Origin of the sequence: Paenibacillus sp. B01 (assembly GCF_009649995.1) — a bacterium.
GTDB lineage: Bacteria > Bacillota > Bacilli > Paenibacillales > Paenibacillaceae > Paenibacillus_O > Paenibacillus_O pasadenensis.
Map to the genome: position 1 here is coordinate 4,668,162 of NZ_CP045802.1, position 17,408 is coordinate 4,685,569.

Annotated in this window: 18 protein-coding genes; 12 read left to right on the forward strand and 6 right to left on the reverse strand. The window is 64.4% G+C overall.

Annotated elements, in window-relative coordinates; all coding sequences use genetic code 11:
- Positions 1 to 55: 55 nt before the first annotated feature.
- Positions 56 to 1,144, reverse strand: a complete 1,089-nt coding sequence (locus GE073_RS20030; RefSeq protein ID WP_052333376.1) for an asparaginase — start codon at positions 1,142 to 1,144, stop codon at positions 56 to 58.
- Positions 1,145 to 1,339: 195 nt separating this feature from the next.
- On the opposite strand from GE073_RS20030, the gene GE073_RS20035 reads away from it, so the two are divergent.
- The 3 genes from GE073_RS20035 to GE073_RS20045 all read left to right on the forward strand — a co-directional run bounded on the left by GE073_RS20035 (position 1,340) and on the right by GE073_RS20045 (position 3,432).
- Positions 1,340 to 1,834, forward strand: coding sequence for a YtxH domain-containing protein (locus tag GE073_RS20035; RefSeq protein ID WP_052333375.1), 495 nt, complete (start codon positions 1,340 to 1,342; stop codon positions 1,832 to 1,834).
- A gap of 13 nt (positions 1,835 to 1,847) precedes the next feature.
- Entirely contained in the window at positions 1,848 to 2,051 is a 204-nt protein-coding gene (locus tag GE073_RS20040) for a hypothetical protein (protein ID WP_043111523.1), read from the forward strand.
- A gap of 160 nt (positions 2,052 to 2,211) precedes the next feature.
- Positions 2,212 to 3,432: an NAD(P)/FAD-dependent oxidoreductase gene (locus GE073_RS20045; protein ID WP_028599476.1), complete on the forward strand. Its 1,221-nt coding sequence runs from the start codon at positions 2,212 to 2,214 to the stop codon at positions 3,430 to 3,432.
- A gap of 1,552 nt (positions 3,433 to 4,984) precedes the next feature.
- On the opposite strand, the gene GE073_RS20050 is transcribed toward GE073_RS20045, so the two are convergent.
- From GE073_RS20050 to GE073_RS25145, 3 genes are all read right to left on the reverse strand, one after another.
- Positions 4,985 to 6,526, reverse strand: coding sequence for a DHA2 family efflux MFS transporter permease subunit (locus tag GE073_RS20050; RefSeq protein WP_052333671.1), 1,542 nt, complete (start codon positions 6,524 to 6,526; stop codon positions 4,985 to 4,987).
- A 165-nt stretch (positions 6,527 to 6,691) separates the two neighbouring features.
- Complete coding sequence (locus GE073_RS20055; RefSeq protein WP_028600770.1) at positions 6,692 to 7,231, reverse strand: general stress protein; 540 nt, start codon at positions 7,229 to 7,231, stop codon at positions 6,692 to 6,694.
- Positions 7,232 to 7,320: 89 nt separating this feature from the next.
- A complete protein-coding gene (locus GE073_RS25145) occupies positions 7,321 to 7,476 on the reverse strand; it encodes a hypothetical protein (RefSeq protein WP_164820196.1) in 156 nt (51 codons plus the stop codon).
- A gap of 199 nt (positions 7,477 to 7,675) precedes the next feature.
- Here GE073_RS25145 and GE073_RS20060 point away from each other — a divergent pair, with 199 nt between their 5' ends.
- The 9 genes from GE073_RS20060 (at position 7,676) to GE073_RS20100 (ending at position 14,786) form a co-directional block, all read left to right on the forward strand.
- Positions 7,676 to 7,996, forward strand: coding sequence for an STAS domain-containing protein (locus GE073_RS20060; RefSeq protein ID WP_028600769.1), 321 nt, complete (start codon positions 7,676 to 7,678; stop codon positions 7,994 to 7,996).
- Positions 7,997 to 8,029: 33 nt separating this feature from the next.
- Positions 8,030 to 8,488, forward strand: a complete 459-nt coding sequence (rsbW, locus tag GE073_RS20065; protein ID WP_028600768.1) for an anti-sigma B factor RsbW — start codon at positions 8,030 to 8,032, stop codon at positions 8,486 to 8,488.
- Positions 8,485 to 9,267: a sigma-70 family RNA polymerase sigma factor gene (locus GE073_RS20070; RefSeq protein ID WP_028600767.1), complete on the forward strand. Its 783-nt coding sequence runs from the start codon at positions 8,485 to 8,487 to the stop codon at positions 9,265 to 9,267. Before rsbW ends, GE073_RS20070 begins: the two co-directional genes overlap by 4 nt.
- A gap of 148 nt (positions 9,268 to 9,415) precedes the next feature.
- Entirely contained in the window at positions 9,416 to 10,645 is a 1,230-nt protein-coding gene (locus GE073_RS20075) for a magnesium transporter CorA family protein (RefSeq protein ID WP_052333669.1), read from the forward strand.
- Between the two features lie 961 nt (positions 10,646 to 11,606).
- On the forward strand, positions 11,607 to 12,467 hold the full coding sequence (locus GE073_RS20080; protein WP_028600766.1) for an ABC transporter ATP-binding protein: 861 nt from the start codon (positions 11,607 to 11,609) through the stop codon (positions 12,465 to 12,467).
- On the forward strand, positions 12,467 to 13,348 hold the full coding sequence (locus tag GE073_RS20085) for an ABC transporter permease (RefSeq protein WP_028600765.1): 882 nt from the start codon (positions 12,467 to 12,469) through the stop codon (positions 13,346 to 13,348). The genes GE073_RS20080 and GE073_RS20085 overlap by 1 nt, the downstream gene beginning before the upstream one ends.
- Positions 13,349 to 13,435: 87 nt before the next feature.
- A complete protein-coding gene (locus GE073_RS20090; RefSeq protein ID WP_194843417.1) occupies positions 13,436 to 13,924 on the forward strand; it encodes a sigma-70 family RNA polymerase sigma factor in 489 nt (162 codons plus the stop codon).
- On the forward strand, positions 13,921 to 14,565 hold the full coding sequence (locus GE073_RS20095) for a DUF5345 family protein (protein ID WP_153784172.1): 645 nt from the start codon (positions 13,921 to 13,923) through the stop codon (positions 14,563 to 14,565). The genes GE073_RS20090 and GE073_RS20095 overlap by 4 nt, the downstream gene beginning before the upstream one ends.
- Positions 14,562 to 14,786 carry a hypothetical protein gene (locus GE073_RS20100; protein ID WP_228551672.1) on the forward strand — a complete coding sequence of 75 codons (225 nt, stop codon included), beginning with the start codon at positions 14,562 to 14,564 and terminating at the stop codon, positions 14,784 to 14,786. The genes GE073_RS20095 and GE073_RS20100 overlap by 4 nt, the downstream gene beginning before the upstream one ends.
- A 296-nt stretch (positions 14,787 to 15,082) precedes the next feature.
- Here GE073_RS20100 and GE073_RS20105 read toward each other — a convergent pair whose 3' ends face one another.
- Both GE073_RS20105 and GE073_RS20110 read right to left on the reverse strand, forming a co-directional pair.
- Positions 15,083 to 16,087: a hypothetical protein gene (locus GE073_RS20105; RefSeq protein ID WP_146000463.1), complete on the reverse strand. Its 1,005-nt coding sequence runs from the start codon at positions 16,085 to 16,087 to the stop codon at positions 15,083 to 15,085.
- 128 nt (positions 16,088 to 16,215) lie between these two features.
- Entirely contained in the window at positions 16,216 to 17,370 is a 1,155-nt protein-coding gene (locus tag GE073_RS20110) for a PP2C family protein-serine/threonine phosphatase (protein ID WP_028600760.1), read from the reverse strand.
- Positions 17,371 to 17,408: the final 38 nt, after the last annotated feature.

A 17,408-nucleotide genomic window follows, 5' to 3' on the forward strand; every position in this document is an offset into this window, starting at 1 on the left:
GCTTTGGATTGCAGTCCGCAAAAAGAAGCTGTCCCGCCCGGGACAGCTTCTTCCTTTACAAGCCGCTGCTCCATTCGAGCTCGAAGGCCGGCCGCAGCCGGCCGGTCTCGACGCCCGTCGAGCTGACCATCACTTCCGGGAACTGGGCCCGCACGCCTTCGGCCGCAGCGGACAGCAGCCGCTCCAAGTCGATCCGATCCTCCGGGAGCACCCCGGCGAGGTCCAGGCTGCCGCGCAGCTGGTCGAGCAGCTCCGCCGCGATGACCGGCCAGGCGGATTCTCCGCCGTCGTCGACTTGAATCGCCGCGCCGATTCCGGCTTGCGGAATCGCCAGCGCGAACATCCCCTGGGCGCCGCTTTTTGCGAGAATGCCATGCTCCAGCAGCACGCTCGCGAGCCTGCCCTCGCCCTCGACGAGGGCGGGATGCGCCAGCATCGCCTCCGCGACGCGCCTGGCGGCGGGCAGCGCCTCGTCGTCCGCCATCGCGGCTTCCGGCAGCGCGAGCCGCGCGTACGTCAGCGCAATCGCCTCGAGCGGCAGCCGGAATACCGGCAAGCCGCAGCCGTCGACCGCGCGGCCGATCTCTTCCGGCTCCAGATCCGCAAACGCTGCGACGGCCTCCAGCATCCGCTGCTGCAGCGGATGCTCCGGGTTCGTGTAGCCTTCGAGCGGCCAGTCCATCATCCGGCAGTAAGCGAGCAGGCCGACATGCTTGCCCGAGCAGGTATGATACAGCTTGCGCGGCGCGGCTCCGGCCCGCATCGCCTCGTCGCGCTCATGCCGTCCGAGCGGCAGGTCGTCGTGGAAGGCGAGCTGCTCCTCCCGCACTCCCGTCAGCTCCAGCATGCGCTCCAGCAGCGCGATATGCTCCGGCGCTCCGCGATGCGAGGCCGACATGAGGGCGATCGCCTCCTCCGGGAGCCCGAAGCGCTCCATGAGGCCGGCCGCGATGGACGGAGCCGCCTGCACCGGCTTGGCGGTCGAGCGCATGAACGCCTCGGCGTAGGGATCGCCTGCGGCTGCCAGCAGGCGGCCCGAGGCGTCGACGACCGCGATGCGGCCGGTATGGATGTTTTCAGCCCATTGTCCTCGCGTCGTGCCGGAGAGAGGCACGCCGGGATGATGCTGTTGCGTGTAGTCCATCTGCGTCAGGCTTCCTTTCTTTGATCGTGCCGATGATCTTCTACCGATGTATTCCCGATTCCTCGGACGGGTGACGTCCGAGCAGCCGGCAATCCATTATACCAGTCCGATTCGTCCAAGCACCACCGTACTCGTTTCAACGAAACGAATAGCGGTTATCTATCTTCAACGACGAATTAAAGGAGATGAACGGTCATGGCAAACGAAACCGTTAAAGGCGGAGGCGTAACGAAAGGCATTCTGATCGGAGGCGCGATCGGCGCGGCGGCAGCCCTCCTGTTCGCCCCTAAATCGGGCAAGGAGCTCCGTACGGATCTGGCCCGCAAGTCCTCGGACGCGGCGGATTACGCCAAGAAGCAAGGCGCGCTGCTCGCCGAGCAGGCCAAGTCGACGGCCGCCGTAGCCGGCGAAAAGGCTTCCGCTATCGGCACCAAGGTGCAGGAGCTCGCCGCCAAGGCGAAGGAAGCGGCTCTCGTCCATCAGGACGCCATCAAGGAGACGGCGGCGACGGCAGTCTCCGAGACGAAGGAAGCGATCGCGGACGTGAAGGATCATGCCCAGCAGGTGTCTTCCGAAGCGAGCCGCCACGTCGACAACATCAAGGAAGAGGCCGAGGCGAACAAGAAGGACGCGCAGGCTTCCGCCAACGTGTTCAAGAACGACAGCAGCGGAGCCGGCTTCTCCAACTAAAGGAGCGATTCCGATGAGCAGCCCTGAATCCAAGGACAATGGTCCGATCCGCGACGGACAGGCCGGCGCTCCCCACCGGGACGTCGACGAGGCCGAGAACGGGTCGATGGTACAGGACGTGGATGACATGAAGCGGCTCGGCAACGACATGGAGCGCGTGCGCACCAATGCCGAGCTCGAGCAGGATGGACTCGTGCCCGATCCCGTCCAGGAGTAAAGCCGCGCTCTGCGAAGCCCCGCCCTCATCCATCTATTCATGGATGAGGGCGGGGCTTTTGCCGCTTGCCCGGTCCCGATGTCGGGAGCGGGCGCTCGCGATAACCGCGCATAGCCGATTCGCCGGATGGGCTATATTATGACCAGGAGATGATCTGTCCATGAACGACCACCATGCCGGCAAGCTGTTTTGGCCGCTGACGATGACCCATGTCGAGTCCTATCCGCCTCTGGCGGGCAAGCAGCAAGTCGAAGTCGCCATCATCGGCGGCGGGATGTCCGGCATCTGCTGCGGCCTCGTGCTCGCGCGCAGCGGCATTTCCGCCTGCGTGCTGGAGCGGGATGCCGTAGCTGGAGCGAGCACGTCGGCGAATACGGGGCTGCTGCAATTTTCCAATGACGTCATGCTGACGGAGCTGATCGAGCAGATCGGCCGCACCGACGCCGTGCGCTTCTACCGGGAATGCCTGCATGCCGTCGAGCAGCTGGCTCTGACCGCCTCCACGCTGCCGGGAGACATCGGCTTCCGCCGCCGGAGCAGCCTTTACTATGCCAGCAGCGAGCAGGATCTGCCCAAGCTGCGCAAGGAATACGAGGCGCTGCGGGAACACGGCTTCCCGGTCCATTTTTGGGAGCCGCAGGACATCGCTTCCCGCTTCCCGTTCTCCAAGCCGGGCGCGATCGTCACAGCCGGCGACGCGGAGGTGAATCCGTTCCAGTTCGTGCAAGCGATGGCGAACGCCGCGGTGAATGCGGGACTGCTCATCTGCGAGCGGACGGAGATCGCGCTCCACCGCTTGAACGGCGGCAAGCAGGTGCTCGAGACGGCCGACGGCGCGAGCATCGAGGCGAAGCATGTCATCTATGCGGTCGGCTACGAGCCGGAGGAGCTGCGCGGGCAGCTGATCAAGGCCGCGATCAACCGCTCCTTTGCCGGCGTGACGCCGGTCCAGCAGTCGCTGGAGCCCTGGCATCAAGGGATGATGCTGTGGGAAACGGCGCGGCCGTACCTGTACCTGCGCACGACCGTCGACGGCCGGATCGTCATCGGCGGCCTCGACGAGGAGCGTCCCGACCCGGTGCAGGGCGAGGCGGCCCGCCAGAAGCGGATCGCCAAGCTGTCTCGGCAGCTGGCGGAGCTGTTCCCCATGCTCGACAGCACGCTCGACTACGAGTGGAGCGCGGCCTTCGGCGAGTCGCGGGACAACCTGCCGTTCATCGGCCGCGATCCGGAGCGCGACGGCGTCTATTACTGCCTCGGCTACGGCGGCAACGGCACCGTCTACAGCATGATGGCGGCGCATCTGCTTCGCGATCTGATCCGGGGCGAGTCGCATCCGATGGAGGCCATTGTCGGGCTTTCCCGCCCCTCCCTTCAGTAGCTGCTCAGCGGTGCAACCGAGCGGGACGGGGGCTGCAAGACGAAAAGAGCAAAATCGGCGGAAGGCCCGGCCCGCTTTCACGGATCGGCGGATCGGGACGGGGGCAGGCCGCGATCCCTTCGCGGGACGGAGGCAGGACCGCGATCCCTTCGCGGAGGCGGGGGAGGACCGGGATCCCTTCGCGGGGGCGGAGCCAGGACCGCGATCCCTTCGCGGGGGCGGAGCCAGGACCGTATTCGCTTCGCGGAGGCAGGCCAGGACCGTATTCGCTTCGCGAAGGCAGGCCAGGACCGTATTCGCTTCGCGGGGGCAGGCCAGGACCGTAATCGCTTCGCGAACGCAGGCCAGGACCGTATTCGCTTCGCGGGACGGGGGCTCGTTCCGATCTCCCTGGAGCCCAGATTCCTTTGATCCCATTCCCCAGCTGGGGTGGAATCCGGCCTCCAAGGGAACCGCTGCCGCTTCTCCACGAGCTCCCCGTTCGCTTCACTGCTGGTCCTTGAGCCTACGTTGCTTCTTCGCGAGGAGGCCTCCGCCCTTGCAAGCAAAAGCTCATCCAACCCGCTCCGCTGACTAATTGCTACCGCCCCTGTCCGTCTGCACGACCGAGTTGCTCGGTTTTTCCGCGTAACTGCGACCGTTTGGGCCTCCTCCTACCCGAGTTGCTCGGTTTTTCCGCGTAACTGCGTCCGTTTGGGCCTCCTCCCACCCGAGTTGCTCGGTTTTTCCGCGTAACTCCGACCGCTTGGGCCTCCTCTCACCCGAGTTGCTCGGTTTTTCCGTGTAACTCCGACCGCTTGGGCCTTCTCCTACCCGAGTTGCTCGGTTTTTCCGCGTAACTGCGCTCCCTTCCTCCGACCCGCATTCCAACTAACTCGATTTTTTCGACTTACTGACTCGACTTCACGCCCCAAGAGCCTGCTAACTCGATTTTTTCGACTTACTGACTCGACTTCGCGCCCCAAGCGCCGGCTAACTCGATTTTTTCGACTTACGGGCTCGATTTCGCGCCTCCGAGACCAAAGGTGAGTTGGCAACAAGCGAGTGGCAGCTATGCAGGCACGAGCAGGTGATTGGTAAGAGCACGCCAACTCGCTTGGCTAGTAAGCGTTGGGCGCAATGGAGACTGCCGTCTCCCGGGTCTGCGGGAGACGTGGTCCACCCCCTATAAAAAGGGGGTGAAGGCGGGCGCCGGGACGAAGGAAGCGGAGCGAGACGATGCCTTTCGGAGAAGCGGCAGCGGTCCTCTTGGAAGACGGATGGCCTCCGCCTAGGAGGTCAGGAAATCAGGGCATCCGGCTTCCAGTGGAATCGGAGAAAGGCTCGGCTCGCGTAGCGGCCTGTTCGTCCCATTCGGCTCGGCACGCGCAGCGGCCTGTTCGTCCCATTCGGCTCGGATCGCGCAGCGGCCTGTTCGTCCCATTCGGCTCGGATCGCGCAGCGGCCTATTCGTCCCATTCGGCTCGAGCTGGCGCAGCGGCCTGTTCATCCATTTTTACCCATCAAAAAGGCCCGCGCATCGCGCGAGCCTTTCCTTTTCCCAGCATGGACCTTATCCCTCCAGCTTGCCTTCCGTCGGAGCGTGGCCGGCAACCGCGGCGGCCGGCACCGACTGCACGACCGCTTCCTGCGGCGAAGTCTTGCGGATGAAAAACGCCAGCACGAGCGCCGCGGCCGAAATCCACGTGGCCAGCAGGAAAGCCGAATTGATGCCGTGGATATAGGCTTCCTGGGTAATATGAGCGACCGCCGCCTTGTTCGCGGCGTCGCTCGGATCGATGCCCGCCTGGCGGATCATGTCCGCTCCCTGCTGCTTGGCCTGGCTGCTCATGATCGAGACGAGCAGCGCCGTGCCGAGCGCGCCGCCGACGGTGCGCAGCGTGTTGGACATCGCCGTGCCGTGGGCGAGCAGCTCGCGCGGCAGCTGGTTGAGTCCCGCCGTCATGATCGGCATCATGAGCAGCGACATGCCGAACATGCGCGCCGTATACAGCAGGATCAGCACTTGATAGGACGTCGAGTCCGTCAGCTGGCTGAATTCGAATGTCGTGACGACGGTGATGACAAGGCCGGTGACGGCGAGCCAGCGGGCGCCGACACGGTCGAAGATCATGCCCGTGATCGGACTCATGATGCCCATGAGGATCGCGCCGGGCAGCAGCAGCAGCCCCGCCTTGATCGGCGTGAAGCCGAGAATGTTCTGCAGGTAGAGCGGCAGCAGGATCATCGCGCCGAACATCGACATCGTGACGAGGATGTTGATGACCGTCGTCAGGGCGTACATGTTGAACTTGAAGACGCGGAACTCCAGGATCGGCGTTTTGATGGACAGCTGGCGCAAGACGAGCAGGACCAGGCTGACGGCGCCGATCGCCAGCATCGCCAGCACGAGCGAGCTGTCCCAGCCCTTCGTGCCGGCTTCGCTGAAGCCGTACAGCAGGCCGCCGAAGCCGAGCGTGGACAGCACGACGCCGAGATAATCGAGCTTCACCTCGCGGCGCGGCAGCACGTTTTTCATCGTAAAGGCTCCGAGCAGCAGCGACGCGATCGCGATCGGCAGCACGATATAGAACAGCACCTGCCAGTCGTAATGCTGGACGACCCAGCCGGACAGCGTCGGACCGACCGCCGGCGCGAAGATCATCGCGATGCCCATGAGCCCCATCGCCTGGCCGCGCTTCTCGACCGGGAAGATCGAGAGGAAGATGACGTTCATCAGCGGCATGAGCACGCCCGCTCCCGCAGCCTGGACGATCCGGCCGGCCATGAGGACGGGGAACTGTCCGGAGAGCGCGCAGATGACGGTGCCGATGGAGAACAGGATCATCGACACGAGGAACAGCAGGCGCGTCGTGAAGCGGCCGACCAGATAGGCGCTGAGCGGCACGAGGATGCCGTTGACGAGCATGAAGCCTGTCGTCAGCCATTGGGCAGTGCTCGGCTCGATCGAGAGATCGGCCGAAATCGTCGGCAGCGCGACGTTGATGAGCGTCTGATTGAGGAGCGAGACAAACGCTCCGATGATGAGCGCAGCGACGATCGGTCCTTTGCGGATGGAGGCCGCGGCGGCGTCTGGCACGCCGGCAGCCGGCATGGACTTGCTCAAGGACTATCCCCTCTTTCCTTCTGATGTTCTTGACAGATGTATATCTTACTTCTAAAGGGATTGGACAGTCAATGGATGTTTCCGCTAAGTCCAAAAAGCCCGCGGCAGAATGGCTTCTGCGCAGGCTCTTCGCCATGCCGTGCTGCTCGTGCCTTAAAGGATCTTGACCGCTCCGTTCGCCCGGAGCAGCGTCTCGGCCTCGCCGAGGGCGGCCTCCGTCGGTCCGTCGGCCTCATAACCGCCGTCCGAGCCGTCATCGCGGTCCGCGATGATGACGATTCGGCCCTCCGATACGGCGTCGCGGCAAGCTTCCGCATCGCTTTCGCCGAGGCCGAAGTCTTTGAAGATGTTCTCGAACGGCGTGTCGCCGCTGTCGATCAAGCCGCCGGCAACGGCCGGATAGGCTCCGCCGAGATAAGGCGCGACGCCGGTGCCGGACATCGTCCCTCCGCCAAGCGGAGCCGCGCCTACGACGAACGTCCCGGGCATGCCGGTGCCGTCGCCGCCACGCGCGTCCCGAATTTCCTGCAGCTCGTCGGCATGCACGTCCGTATCCGCTTCGACGAAGCGTACCGCGTCGCGGTCCCGCCCGACGACCTTGATCTCGTCTGCGGCGTAGCCTCCGTCGCGCAGCGCCTGCACGGCCTTGACGGCCTGCTCCTGGTTGTCGAAAATTCCGATCGTTCTGCTCATATCGTTCTCCTCCTTGTGAAAGATAGGCTTCCCCGGGCGCCGCTCCTCCATCCGCTGCTGGCGGTCAGGCGGCCTCCCGGATGCCGGCGCTAGAACATGGGGATGATGTATTGGATCAGGAAGTACAGGACGCCGAAAAAGATGATGAGATAAGCGGCGTACTTGATGAACGTCGATGCGACCATGCTCGAGTCCGATTTGTGCTCCACATGCCTTTCCTCGACTTGCACGTTCCGATTGTCCATGGATAGGACCTCCTTTTGGTTTCGCCCTGCTTATTGCACTATTAACCCGGGGCCGCCGGAGAAAAACCGCTTTCCACGCAAAAAAAAGGACGGTTTTCCCAGGCCGCGCCCGTTTCATTCCGTCTCGGAAGGGTTATTATCTTGCTATGAGCTATTAATGAAGCCGAAGTATCATCAATCAGAACCAGGAGAGGGATCTATGAACCAGAATGAGAAGTTCCAACTACGCACCGAAACTCAGGAAGGCCGCTGCATCGTCTACCTGAGCGGAGAGCTCGACCTCGACTCCGCGTCCCAGCTGCGCGCCGCGATGGCGCCCCTCATGGAGCTGACGGACCGCGAGCTGATCCTCAACCTGCGCGACCTTAAATACATCGACAGCACGGGAATCGGCATTTTCGTTTCCGTCCTGAAAGCCCGGCACGCCAAAAACGCCCCGTTCGAAGTCGAGGCGATTCCGCCCGGCATCCGCAAGCTGTTCGACATGACCGGAATCACTTCCTTCCTCACCAAATCCTGAAGCCTACGGCGCCCAGAAAGGACCGAATCAACCATGACTGCTGAAGAAAAAATCACGCTGCGCCTGCCGGCCAAATCCGACTATCTGGACCTGATCCGGCTGACTCTGTACGGAGTGGCCACCAAGGTCGGCTTTACCTACGAGGAGATCGAGGATATGAAAGTCGCCGTGTCGGAAGCCTGCAACAACGCCGTCCTGTACGCTTATGCCGGACGCGCCGACAGCGAGCCGGCCGGCGAGATGGAAGTCAGCTTCCTCCGGGCCGGCGAAGCGCTGTCGATCGTCGTACGGGACGAGGGGGACAGCTTCGACGCCGCCTCCGTCGCCCAGAGAGCCGAGCCGCTCCATGGCAAGTCCATTCACGACATCCAGGCAGGAGGCCTCGGCCTTTATCTGATGCAAGCTCTCATGGACGAAGTCGAAGTGCGGAGCGAAAAAGGGACGGAGGTCGTACTTACCAAACGTCTGGTAAAAAGTGGGGAGATGGCATGAGCATGCAACCGGCCAGCCCTTCTCCCCAGGCAGGAACAGCCCTTATTCTGGAATATCAGAACAACCCGAACAACGATCTGGCGACGCAGCTCATCACGCATTACGAGCCGATGGTGAAGATGGCGGCCGGCAAGATCGCGCGCAACCGCCCCGATCTGTACGAGGATCTGTACCAGGTCGGCCAGATGGCGCTGCTGCGGCTGTTCGCCCAGTTCGACGCCTCGATGGGCGTGCAGTTCGAGCCGTACGCGATGAAGAGCATCATTGGCCATATGAAAAACTACCTGCGGGACAAATCCTGGTATATCCAGGTTCCGCGGCGCATCAAGGAAAAAGGCATCGCCGTGCAGCAGGCGATCGACGAGCTGACCGTCCAGCTGGAGCGCTCGCCCCGCATCGAGGAGATCGCCCTGCGCATGGATCTATCCGTCGAGGAGACGCTGGAAATTCTCGGCGGCCGGGACTTATATCATTATATCTCGCTCGATACTCCGATTTCGGAGGACGAGAGCACGACGACGCTCGGGGAGCTGATCGGCTCCCAGGCGGACGACTTCGATACCGTGGACAAAAAGATGGATCTGAAGGCCGCCCTCGAGCAGCTCAAGCCCGAGGAGCAGCAAGTGCTGCAGCTCGCCTTCGAGGAAGGCATCCCGCAGAGGCTGATCGCCGATCGGCTCGGCGTCTCGCAGATGAGCATCTCGCGCATCCAGCGCCGCGCCATCGAGAAGCTCAAGCGGCTGCTCTCCGAGGACGGCCAGCCGTACGACGAGGCGTAGCGACCTCATGCCGCGCCAAAGGCCGCATCCGAACGTCGGATGCGGCCTTTTGGCGCGGCCTGCGCAGGAACGGAGCCGGTTGTTAAGCGCGGCGGCTTCGGGGTATGATGGAAAGATCGACGCCAAGCGCGGGAGGGGGACGGAGCCCATGATTCATCGCCAGCTCAACTATAAGGCCGGATGGGAATGGCATGTCATCCAGGACGATCGCCATGCCCGCTCCTTCCTCCCGGACGGGCAAGCTCCGCTTGTCCGGTCGCGCTCGGCGGGCCGGCGCCGGCCCGCCGATCCGGCCATGGAGCAGGCCGGACGCCTGGCTGAGCAGATCGCCGCGCAGCGGGCCGAGCAGCTCCGCGCGCTCGCGTCGGAGCTGCCCTTCTGCTCTTCATGGCTCCGCGAGACGGAGGGCCGCCGCCGCAACGAGGTCCATTTCAGCCTCGACGAGCGGCAGCAGCCGCTGCTCTCCGGCACCCTCATGGTGCAGCCGGACGCCGCCGAGAGCGAGCCGCAGCCGCTGCACTACTGGCTGTGCGGCTCCCGCCTCGTCACCTGGCACGAGGACCCGCGCCTGCCGCTCAAGCTGCAGGCGGGGTCCTGGGCCGAATGGATGGAAGGCTGCCCAGGCGCGCGCGAGGCGTTCCTCGTGCTGCTCGGAGCGCTGCTGGAGGCGTTCCACGGCGGCCTCGACGATTACGAGCGGAAGCTGACGGAGCTGGAGCGTGCCGTGCACAGCCGCAACCGCACCGCCCTGCTGCCCGTCATTTTCGAGCGCCGCCACGAGCTGCTGCACTGGACGCATCTGTTCCTGCCGATCCGCGAGGTGCAGGATTCCGTCAAGGAAGCGTATGTGGACGCCATTCTGGATACGCCGGAATTCCAGCGCCTCGGCTACAAGCTTGAACGCATCGACTCGCTGCTCACCCGCTACACGTCGGAGATCGACACGCTCATCGCGATGGACGATGCGATCGCCAGCTTCCGCGGCAACGACATTATGAAGACGCTGACGATCTTCACCGCGCTGTTCGTGCCGCCGACGATCGCCGGCACGCTGTGGGGCGTGAACTTTCGCTACTTGCCGGGAATCGACAGCCGCTGGGGCTTCCCGATCCTGTGCGCCTCGATCGTGCTGTTCGCCGCCGGCCTGTACGCCTGGCTCTGGTTCAAAGGCTGGACGGGCGACCTGCTCACCGACCGCGCCGAATCGCGCAGGCGCGCCCGGCGGGGCAAGGAGCAGGCCGCCGCGGAGCCGTCCGCAGCCGCGCCGATGCCGAAGCGCTCGCGGCCGGCCAAGGCCAAGCGCCCGCAAGCCGCCGCTTCCGGCGGCAGCCGCAGCCGGCGCCCGTACCCCGGCGATGACGGGGAGAAGCGGGACTAGACGCCGGGCTCGGGCTGCGGAGCGGGCTCCAAGGCACTTTTGTGCCTTGGATTTGCCCGGTTCGGGCCGCGCAGCGGGCACCAAGGCATATTTATGCCTTGGATTCGCCCGGTTCGGGCTGCGGAGCGGGCACCAAGGCACTTTTGTTCCTTGGATTCGCCCGGTTCGGGCCGCGCAGCGGGCACCAAGGCACTTTTGTGCCTTGGATTCGCCCGGTTCGGGCCGCGCAGCGGGCACCAAGGCACATTTCTGCCTTGGATTCGCCCGGTTCGGGCCGCGGAGCGGGCACCAAGGCACATTTGTGCCTTGGACTCGCCCGGTTCGAGCCGCGCAGCGGGATCCAAGGCACTTTTCTGCCTTGGATTCGCCCGGTTCGGGCTGCGGAGCGGGCACCAAGGCACAATTGTGCCTTCGATTCGCCCGGTTCGGGCCGCGGTGCGGCGGCGGACTGGTTCATGGCAGCGGCGATTCCCCGAATATCGGCGCTTCTCCCAGGTCCAGGCGCGTCCCCAAAGCCGGGACCGTCACGAACGGGTCGCGCCAAGCTCAGCGCCCCGTCGCCTTCCCCTTCCGGCTGGCCGCAATCGCTGCCGCCAGCTCCCGGCCCCCCCATTTCTGCACTCCGTCCGTCTCCTCCTGCACTCCCTCCGTCTTCCCTCTTGCATGAACGCCTACATCGCAAGTAAAATCGACGCTGATAATCCGACGCACGCGCTGGCCAAGAAGCTCCCCTCAAAGTCTGATTCGGCGCCGCTCGCCCTGCCGATAGGTCCGCCTGCCTTCCCACCAACTTCGCAGGCCGGCTGCAAGCTCGTTCCCGCTCCCATCGCTCCCCCTTCTCCAATCGGATCCAAGTCGGCTTCTCTACCGGCAGCCCCTCTAAAAAAAACCTCCCTCCCCTTGAACGAATCGGCTCCCGCAGACGACTTATAGGCAGAATAAAGACAGGGGGCGATAGACTATGATCCGGTTCGACAAGGTGACGAAACGATTCGGAGACAAGACAGCGCTGAAAGACTTCAGCGCGCAGATCGAGCCCGGAGCGATCACCGGCCTGATCGGGCCGAACGGCGCCGGCAAAACGACGCTCATCCGGCTACTGAACGGCCTGCTGCGGCCGGAAGAAGGCACGATCTCCGTTGACGGGCTCAGTCCGCTGCAGAATGGAGACGAGGTGCGGCGTCGCTGCGGGACGCTTACGGAGCAGCCGGGCCTTTACGAGGACATGACGGGGCGGGCCAATCTGCGCTTCTATGCGGACCTGTACGGCATTCCGGCCGAGGAGCGCATCGAGGAGCTGGCCGACGTGCTGTCTCTGCACGCTTTTCTCGATCGGGCGACCGGGACGTACAGCACCGGCATGAAAAAGAGGCTCGGCCTGGCGCGCGCGATGCTGCACCGTCCGTCAGTGCTGCTGCTCGACGAGCCGACGAACGGGCTCGATCCCGACGGCACGCGGGACGTGCTCGGCTATCTGCGCCGTCTGAACGAGCGCGAAGGCGTCACGGTGCTCATCTGCTCGCATGTGCTCGCCCAGCTGGAAACCGTCTGCAGCCGGTATATCTTTCTCGAGCAGGGCGTCAAAAAGACCGAGGGCACGCTGGACGAGCTGCGCTCCCGCTACATTCGCAGCCTGCGGGTCGAGCTGCGCGCGGACGGCTGGGAGGGACGAAGCGGCCGCTTCGTCGTCGAGGCGCCGTCGTACGGCGAGCTGCCGGCGCTCATCGCCCGGGCGGCCGCGGAAAGCCGCCTGTATGAGGCGCGCATCCTGAACGACGATCTCGAGTCGGTCTATTTCCAGATCCGGAAGGAGGAGTCTTGATGAGCCGGCATGAAAAACTCGTGGGTCAAAGCCGCTTCGGTCCCGTCTGGGCGATCGCCCTCAAGGACATGCGCGCGCTCAAGGCAAGCGTGCAGCTATGGCTGCCGATGCTGATCGTGCCGCTGGTCTTCGGAGGCGTGCTGCCGGCGATCCTCATCTCCGTCGTCCGCTTCTCCGCGCTGCCGGCCGGAGCCGAAGGAGTGAGCCGCATGGGCAACTTGGATTTCCTGCTCGAGCTCGTGACCACGTCCGCCCCGCCTGCGCTGCAGGCGCAGCTCGCGCCGCTGCCGGGCGACATCGAGCGGGTGCTGTATTTCGCCCTGACCTACCTGCTCGCACCGATGTTCCTGCTCATCCCTGCGATGGCCGCCAGCATCATCACCGCCAACAGCTTCGCCGGGGAAAAGGAGCGCAAGACGCTGGAGGGGCTGCTGTATGCACCGATCTCGATGAACCAGCTGCTGCTCGGCAAGGCGCTGTCAGCCCTCCTGCCCGCGCTCGGGCTGACGTTCGGCAGCTTTCTCCTTTACGGCATCGTCGTCAACTCGCTGGCGTACCCGGTGTTCGGCGGCCTGATCTTCCCGACGTGGAACTGGCTCCCGCTGATGCTGCTCGTCGTGCCTGCGCTGACGGCCGTCATCGTGCTGGCGACGATGCTCATCTCGGCCAAGGTCAAAGGATTCCAAGAGGCGTACCAGCTCGGAGGCGTCGTCGTGCTGCCGGTGCTCGCGCTCGCCGGCGGACAGGCGACGGGACTGCTGCTGCTCGGCAGCGGCGCGATGCTGTTGATGGCTGCCGCTCTCGCGCTGATCGCCTGGCTGCTGCTGCGCTCGGCGCGACGACTGGCGCAGCGGCATCAATTTCTCGAAAAGCTCGGCTGACCGCCGGGGCTGCGGAAGGAGGCGGAGAAGGTCAAGATCGGAGCTTGGAGCAAACGTCGGACGGAAGATCCCCGCCTCCGCCGCGCCGTGCGGGGCGATGCCGGGGCGATCGCGGAGCTGCTTCGGGAGCAGTACGGCTTATTGCGCAAGTACCTGCTCAAGCTATGCCTGAGCGGGCCGCTGGCGGAGGATCTCGCTCAAGAGACGATGATCCGCGCCGTGGAGAGCATCGGGCGGTTCCGGGGCGAGTCCGCGTTCTCGACATGGCTGCTGGCGATCGCGACCCGCGTCTATCTCGATGAGAAGCGGCGGGAGACGCGGCGGGATCGGCGGCAGTCCGCTTACGCGGAAGCGGAGCGGATGAAGCTTGCGCACAGCTATCCGGAGCTGCGGCTCGAGCTGCTGGAGGCGCTCGCCGCCTTGCCGGACGAGCAGCGGGCCGCCGTGCTGCTGAAGCACTATTACGGCTATTCGTATGAGGAGATCGGAAAGCTGTCCGGCGTTGCCGCCGGCACGGCCAAGTCGCGGGTCCATCACGGACTCGCCAAGCTGCGGAAGGAGCTGACGGAGGAATGAAGGACAAGGAACGTCCAAAAGCGGCCCGGGACGAGGCGCCGCGGCGGGAGGAACGGCGGCAAGGAGACGGATTGGAGGCCTCGCGGCGGGAGGATGGTCAGGATCAAGCGCCGGGCGTGGAGCGAGCCGGATCGGACGCCGCGCGGCCGGAGGAAGGAGAGGATGAAGTGTCGGGCGTGGAGCGGTCGGGATCGGACGCCGCGCGGCCCGCGGATGGTCAGGATGAAGCGCCGGGCGTGGAGCAGGCGGGATCAGACGCCGCGCGGCGGGCGGAGCATCGTTCCGAGGAACGGGCGCAGGAAGCGTTTGAGCGCCGCCTCTCTCTCGAGCTGAAGCGGATGGATGAAGCGCTGCCGGAAAAGGATGCCGATCCGCAGCAGATGCTCGCTCTCGTGCGCGAGGTCCAGGCCGCTCAGCGCCGCCGGCTGCTGCGCGACCTGGCGCGCTTCTGGCTGGCGGCAGCCGTGCTGCTCGCCGCCGGCATCTGGGCGGCCGGAGCGGCTCCGGCCTACTACGTCGGAGCGCAGCTCGCGCTGACAGCCGCTGCGCTGGCTCTCGTCGCGCTGGCCGGCCTGCTGCGGCGGCCGCTCGAGAGCAGGCGCAACGAAAAAGCAGCCGGGAACGGAGGGGGAAGCGTATGAACCGAACGGATTGGGAGGCATTGTCCGCATTTCCGCTGTATGGGTGGGTGTTGATTTTCTCCGCCTTGTTCGCCCAAAGCACCTGGCTGTTCGTCCACGCGACCCGGCATGGCCGCAACCGCTGGTTCTGGGGACTATGGGGGCTGATCCAGGTGCCGACGCCGCTGCTCGTCTACTGGCTCTGGCATGCCTGGGGCCGCAGCCGCGACAAACGAGCCTGAACGAATGACCAGCTCCATTCTGCCCAGGCGCTTTCGACTCCCTCATGGAGCCGATTCGCCTCATTTCCACCAGCCAGGGTACTCTCGACTCCCTCATCAAGTCGATTTGCCACGCCTCATCGAGCCAGGGCACTTTGGACTCCCTCGTGGAGCCGATGCGCCTCATTTCCACCAGCCAGGGTACTCTCGACTCCCTCATCGAGTCGATTTGCCACGCTCATCGAGCCAAGGCACTTTCGACTCCCTCATTGAGCCGATTTGCCTCATTTCCACCAGCCAGGGCACTTTCGACTCCCTCATCGAGTCGATTTGCCACGCTCATCGAGCCAAGGCACTTTCGACTCCCTCATGGAGCCGATGCGCCTCATTTCCACCAGCCAGGGCACTTTCGACTCCCTCGTGGAGCCGATGCGCCTCATTTCCACCGTCCAGGGTACTTTCGACTCCCTCGCGAAGCCGATGCACCTCATTTCCACCAGCCTAGGCACTTTCGACTCCCTCATGGAGCCGTTGCGCCTCATTTCCACCGTCCAGGGTACTCTCGACTCCCTCATCGAGTCGATTTGCCACGCCTCATCGAGCCAGGGCACTTTCGACTCCCTCGTGGAGCCGATACGCCTCATTTCCACCAGCCAGGGCACTTTCGACTCCCTCATGGAGCCGTTGCGCCTCATTTCCACTAGCCAGGGTACTCTCGACTCCCTCATCAAGTCGATTTGCCACGCCTCATCGAGCCAGGGCACTTTCGACTCCCTCGTGGAGCCGATACGCCTCATTTCCACCAGCCTAGGCACTTTCGACTCCCTCGTGGAGCCGTTGCGCCTCATTTCCACCAGCCAGGGTACTTTCGACTCCCTCGTGGAGCCGATACGCCGCGTTTCCACCAGCCAGGGTACTTTCGACTCCCTCGTGGAGCCGATACGCCGCGTTTCCACCAGCCCAGGCATTTTCGACTCCCTCGTGGAGCCGATGCGCCGGATTTCCACCAGCCAGGGTACTTTTGACTCCCTCACGAAGCCGATGCGCCTCATTTCCACCAGCCTAGGCACTTTCGACTCCCTCATGGAGCCGATACGCCTCATTTCCACCAGCCAAGGCACTTTCGACTCCCTCGTGGAGCCGATACGCCGCGTTTCCACCAGCCAGGGTACTCTCGACTCCCTCATCGAGTCGATTTGCCACGCCTCATCGAGCCAGGGCACTTTCGACTCCCTCGTGGAGCCGTTGCGCCTCATTTCCACCAGCCAGGGTACTTTCGACTCCCCGGCAATGCCAGCCTCGACGAACCGATGAGACCTCATGCCGTTCTTACGGTCCTGAGCGTGTTGGCGCAGGAGCCGGCAGCTCCTCGCAAAAAAAGGCCTCAAGCTCTGCTTTTCAGAGCTTGAGGCCTTTTTCAATTCCATCGGATGGCAAGGCGGGCAGCCGCTCAGCGGATGCCGATCTGCACGAGGCAGCAGTCGTCCGGCCGAGGCCCGTCCTCGGACAGGAGCAGCTCATGCAGCGAGCCGCTCGTCCGCACGGCTCCGGCCATGCGCTCCATCAGCATCTCGAGCCGGCCCTCCTCCGGTCCGCTCACCAGCTCCAGCAGGCCGTCCGTGAACAGCAGCAGCTGGTCGCCGGGCTGCACCTCCACGACCTGCTTTTGGAAGGTGACGCCCTCGAACAATCCGACCGCCATGCCTCCGCCGGAAAGCGGCTCCTCCGTCCCCTGTCCGCCCGCGCGCACGAGCAGTCCCGGCGGATGGCCCGCATTGACGTACTCCACCGTGCCCCGCTGCAGGTCTACGACCATATAGAGCGCCGTGAAATAATACTGGATGAGCTGATCCGCGAACTGCAGCTGCAGCGCGCGGCGGTTGAGCTCCTCCATGACGAGCACCGGCTCGACCTTGGTCACCATCGCGTCCCTCAGCACCGAAGCGATGAACATGCAGACGAGGGACGACGAGATGCCGTGGCCCATCGCGTCGATGACGGCGATGCCGTAGCGATGCTCGTCGATCCGGTTCCAGGCGTACAGATCGCCGGACAGCTCCTCGGAAGGCTGGTAGATCGCATCGATGACGATTCCGCTCTCCTCCAGCTTCGGCGGCAAGGCCGCCGACTGCACCTCTTTGGCCAGCTGCAGCTCCTCGCGGATGCGCCGATCGCGCTCGCGATGCCAATCCTTCTCCTGCTTGAGCCGCAGCGCTACGCGGATGCGGGCGAGCAGCTCGATGCGGTTGATCGGCTTGGTCACGTAGTCGATCGCGCCGGCATCGAGCGCCTCGGCCAGCTTTTTGGAATCCCCGATCGCCGTGACCATGATGACCGGGATGTCCCGGAGCCGCTCCGACGCCTGAATGGCTTGGCAGGCCGCAATGCCGTCGATGCGGGGCATCATCATGTCCAGCAGGATGAGGTCCACGTCCGGCGTCGGAATGCCTTCCGCCGGCTCGGCGCCGTTCTCCTCCAGACCGAGCATGGCGAACAGCTCCATGCCGGAGGCAGCGGCCCTCACGTCCCAGTAGCCTGCCCGCTTGAGCATCTCCTGAACGACCGTTATATTCATCGCGTTATCGTCGACAACTACTATCCGCATGATGATTCCTTCTCCCCGAAATCGCGGCAAAAGCAAGG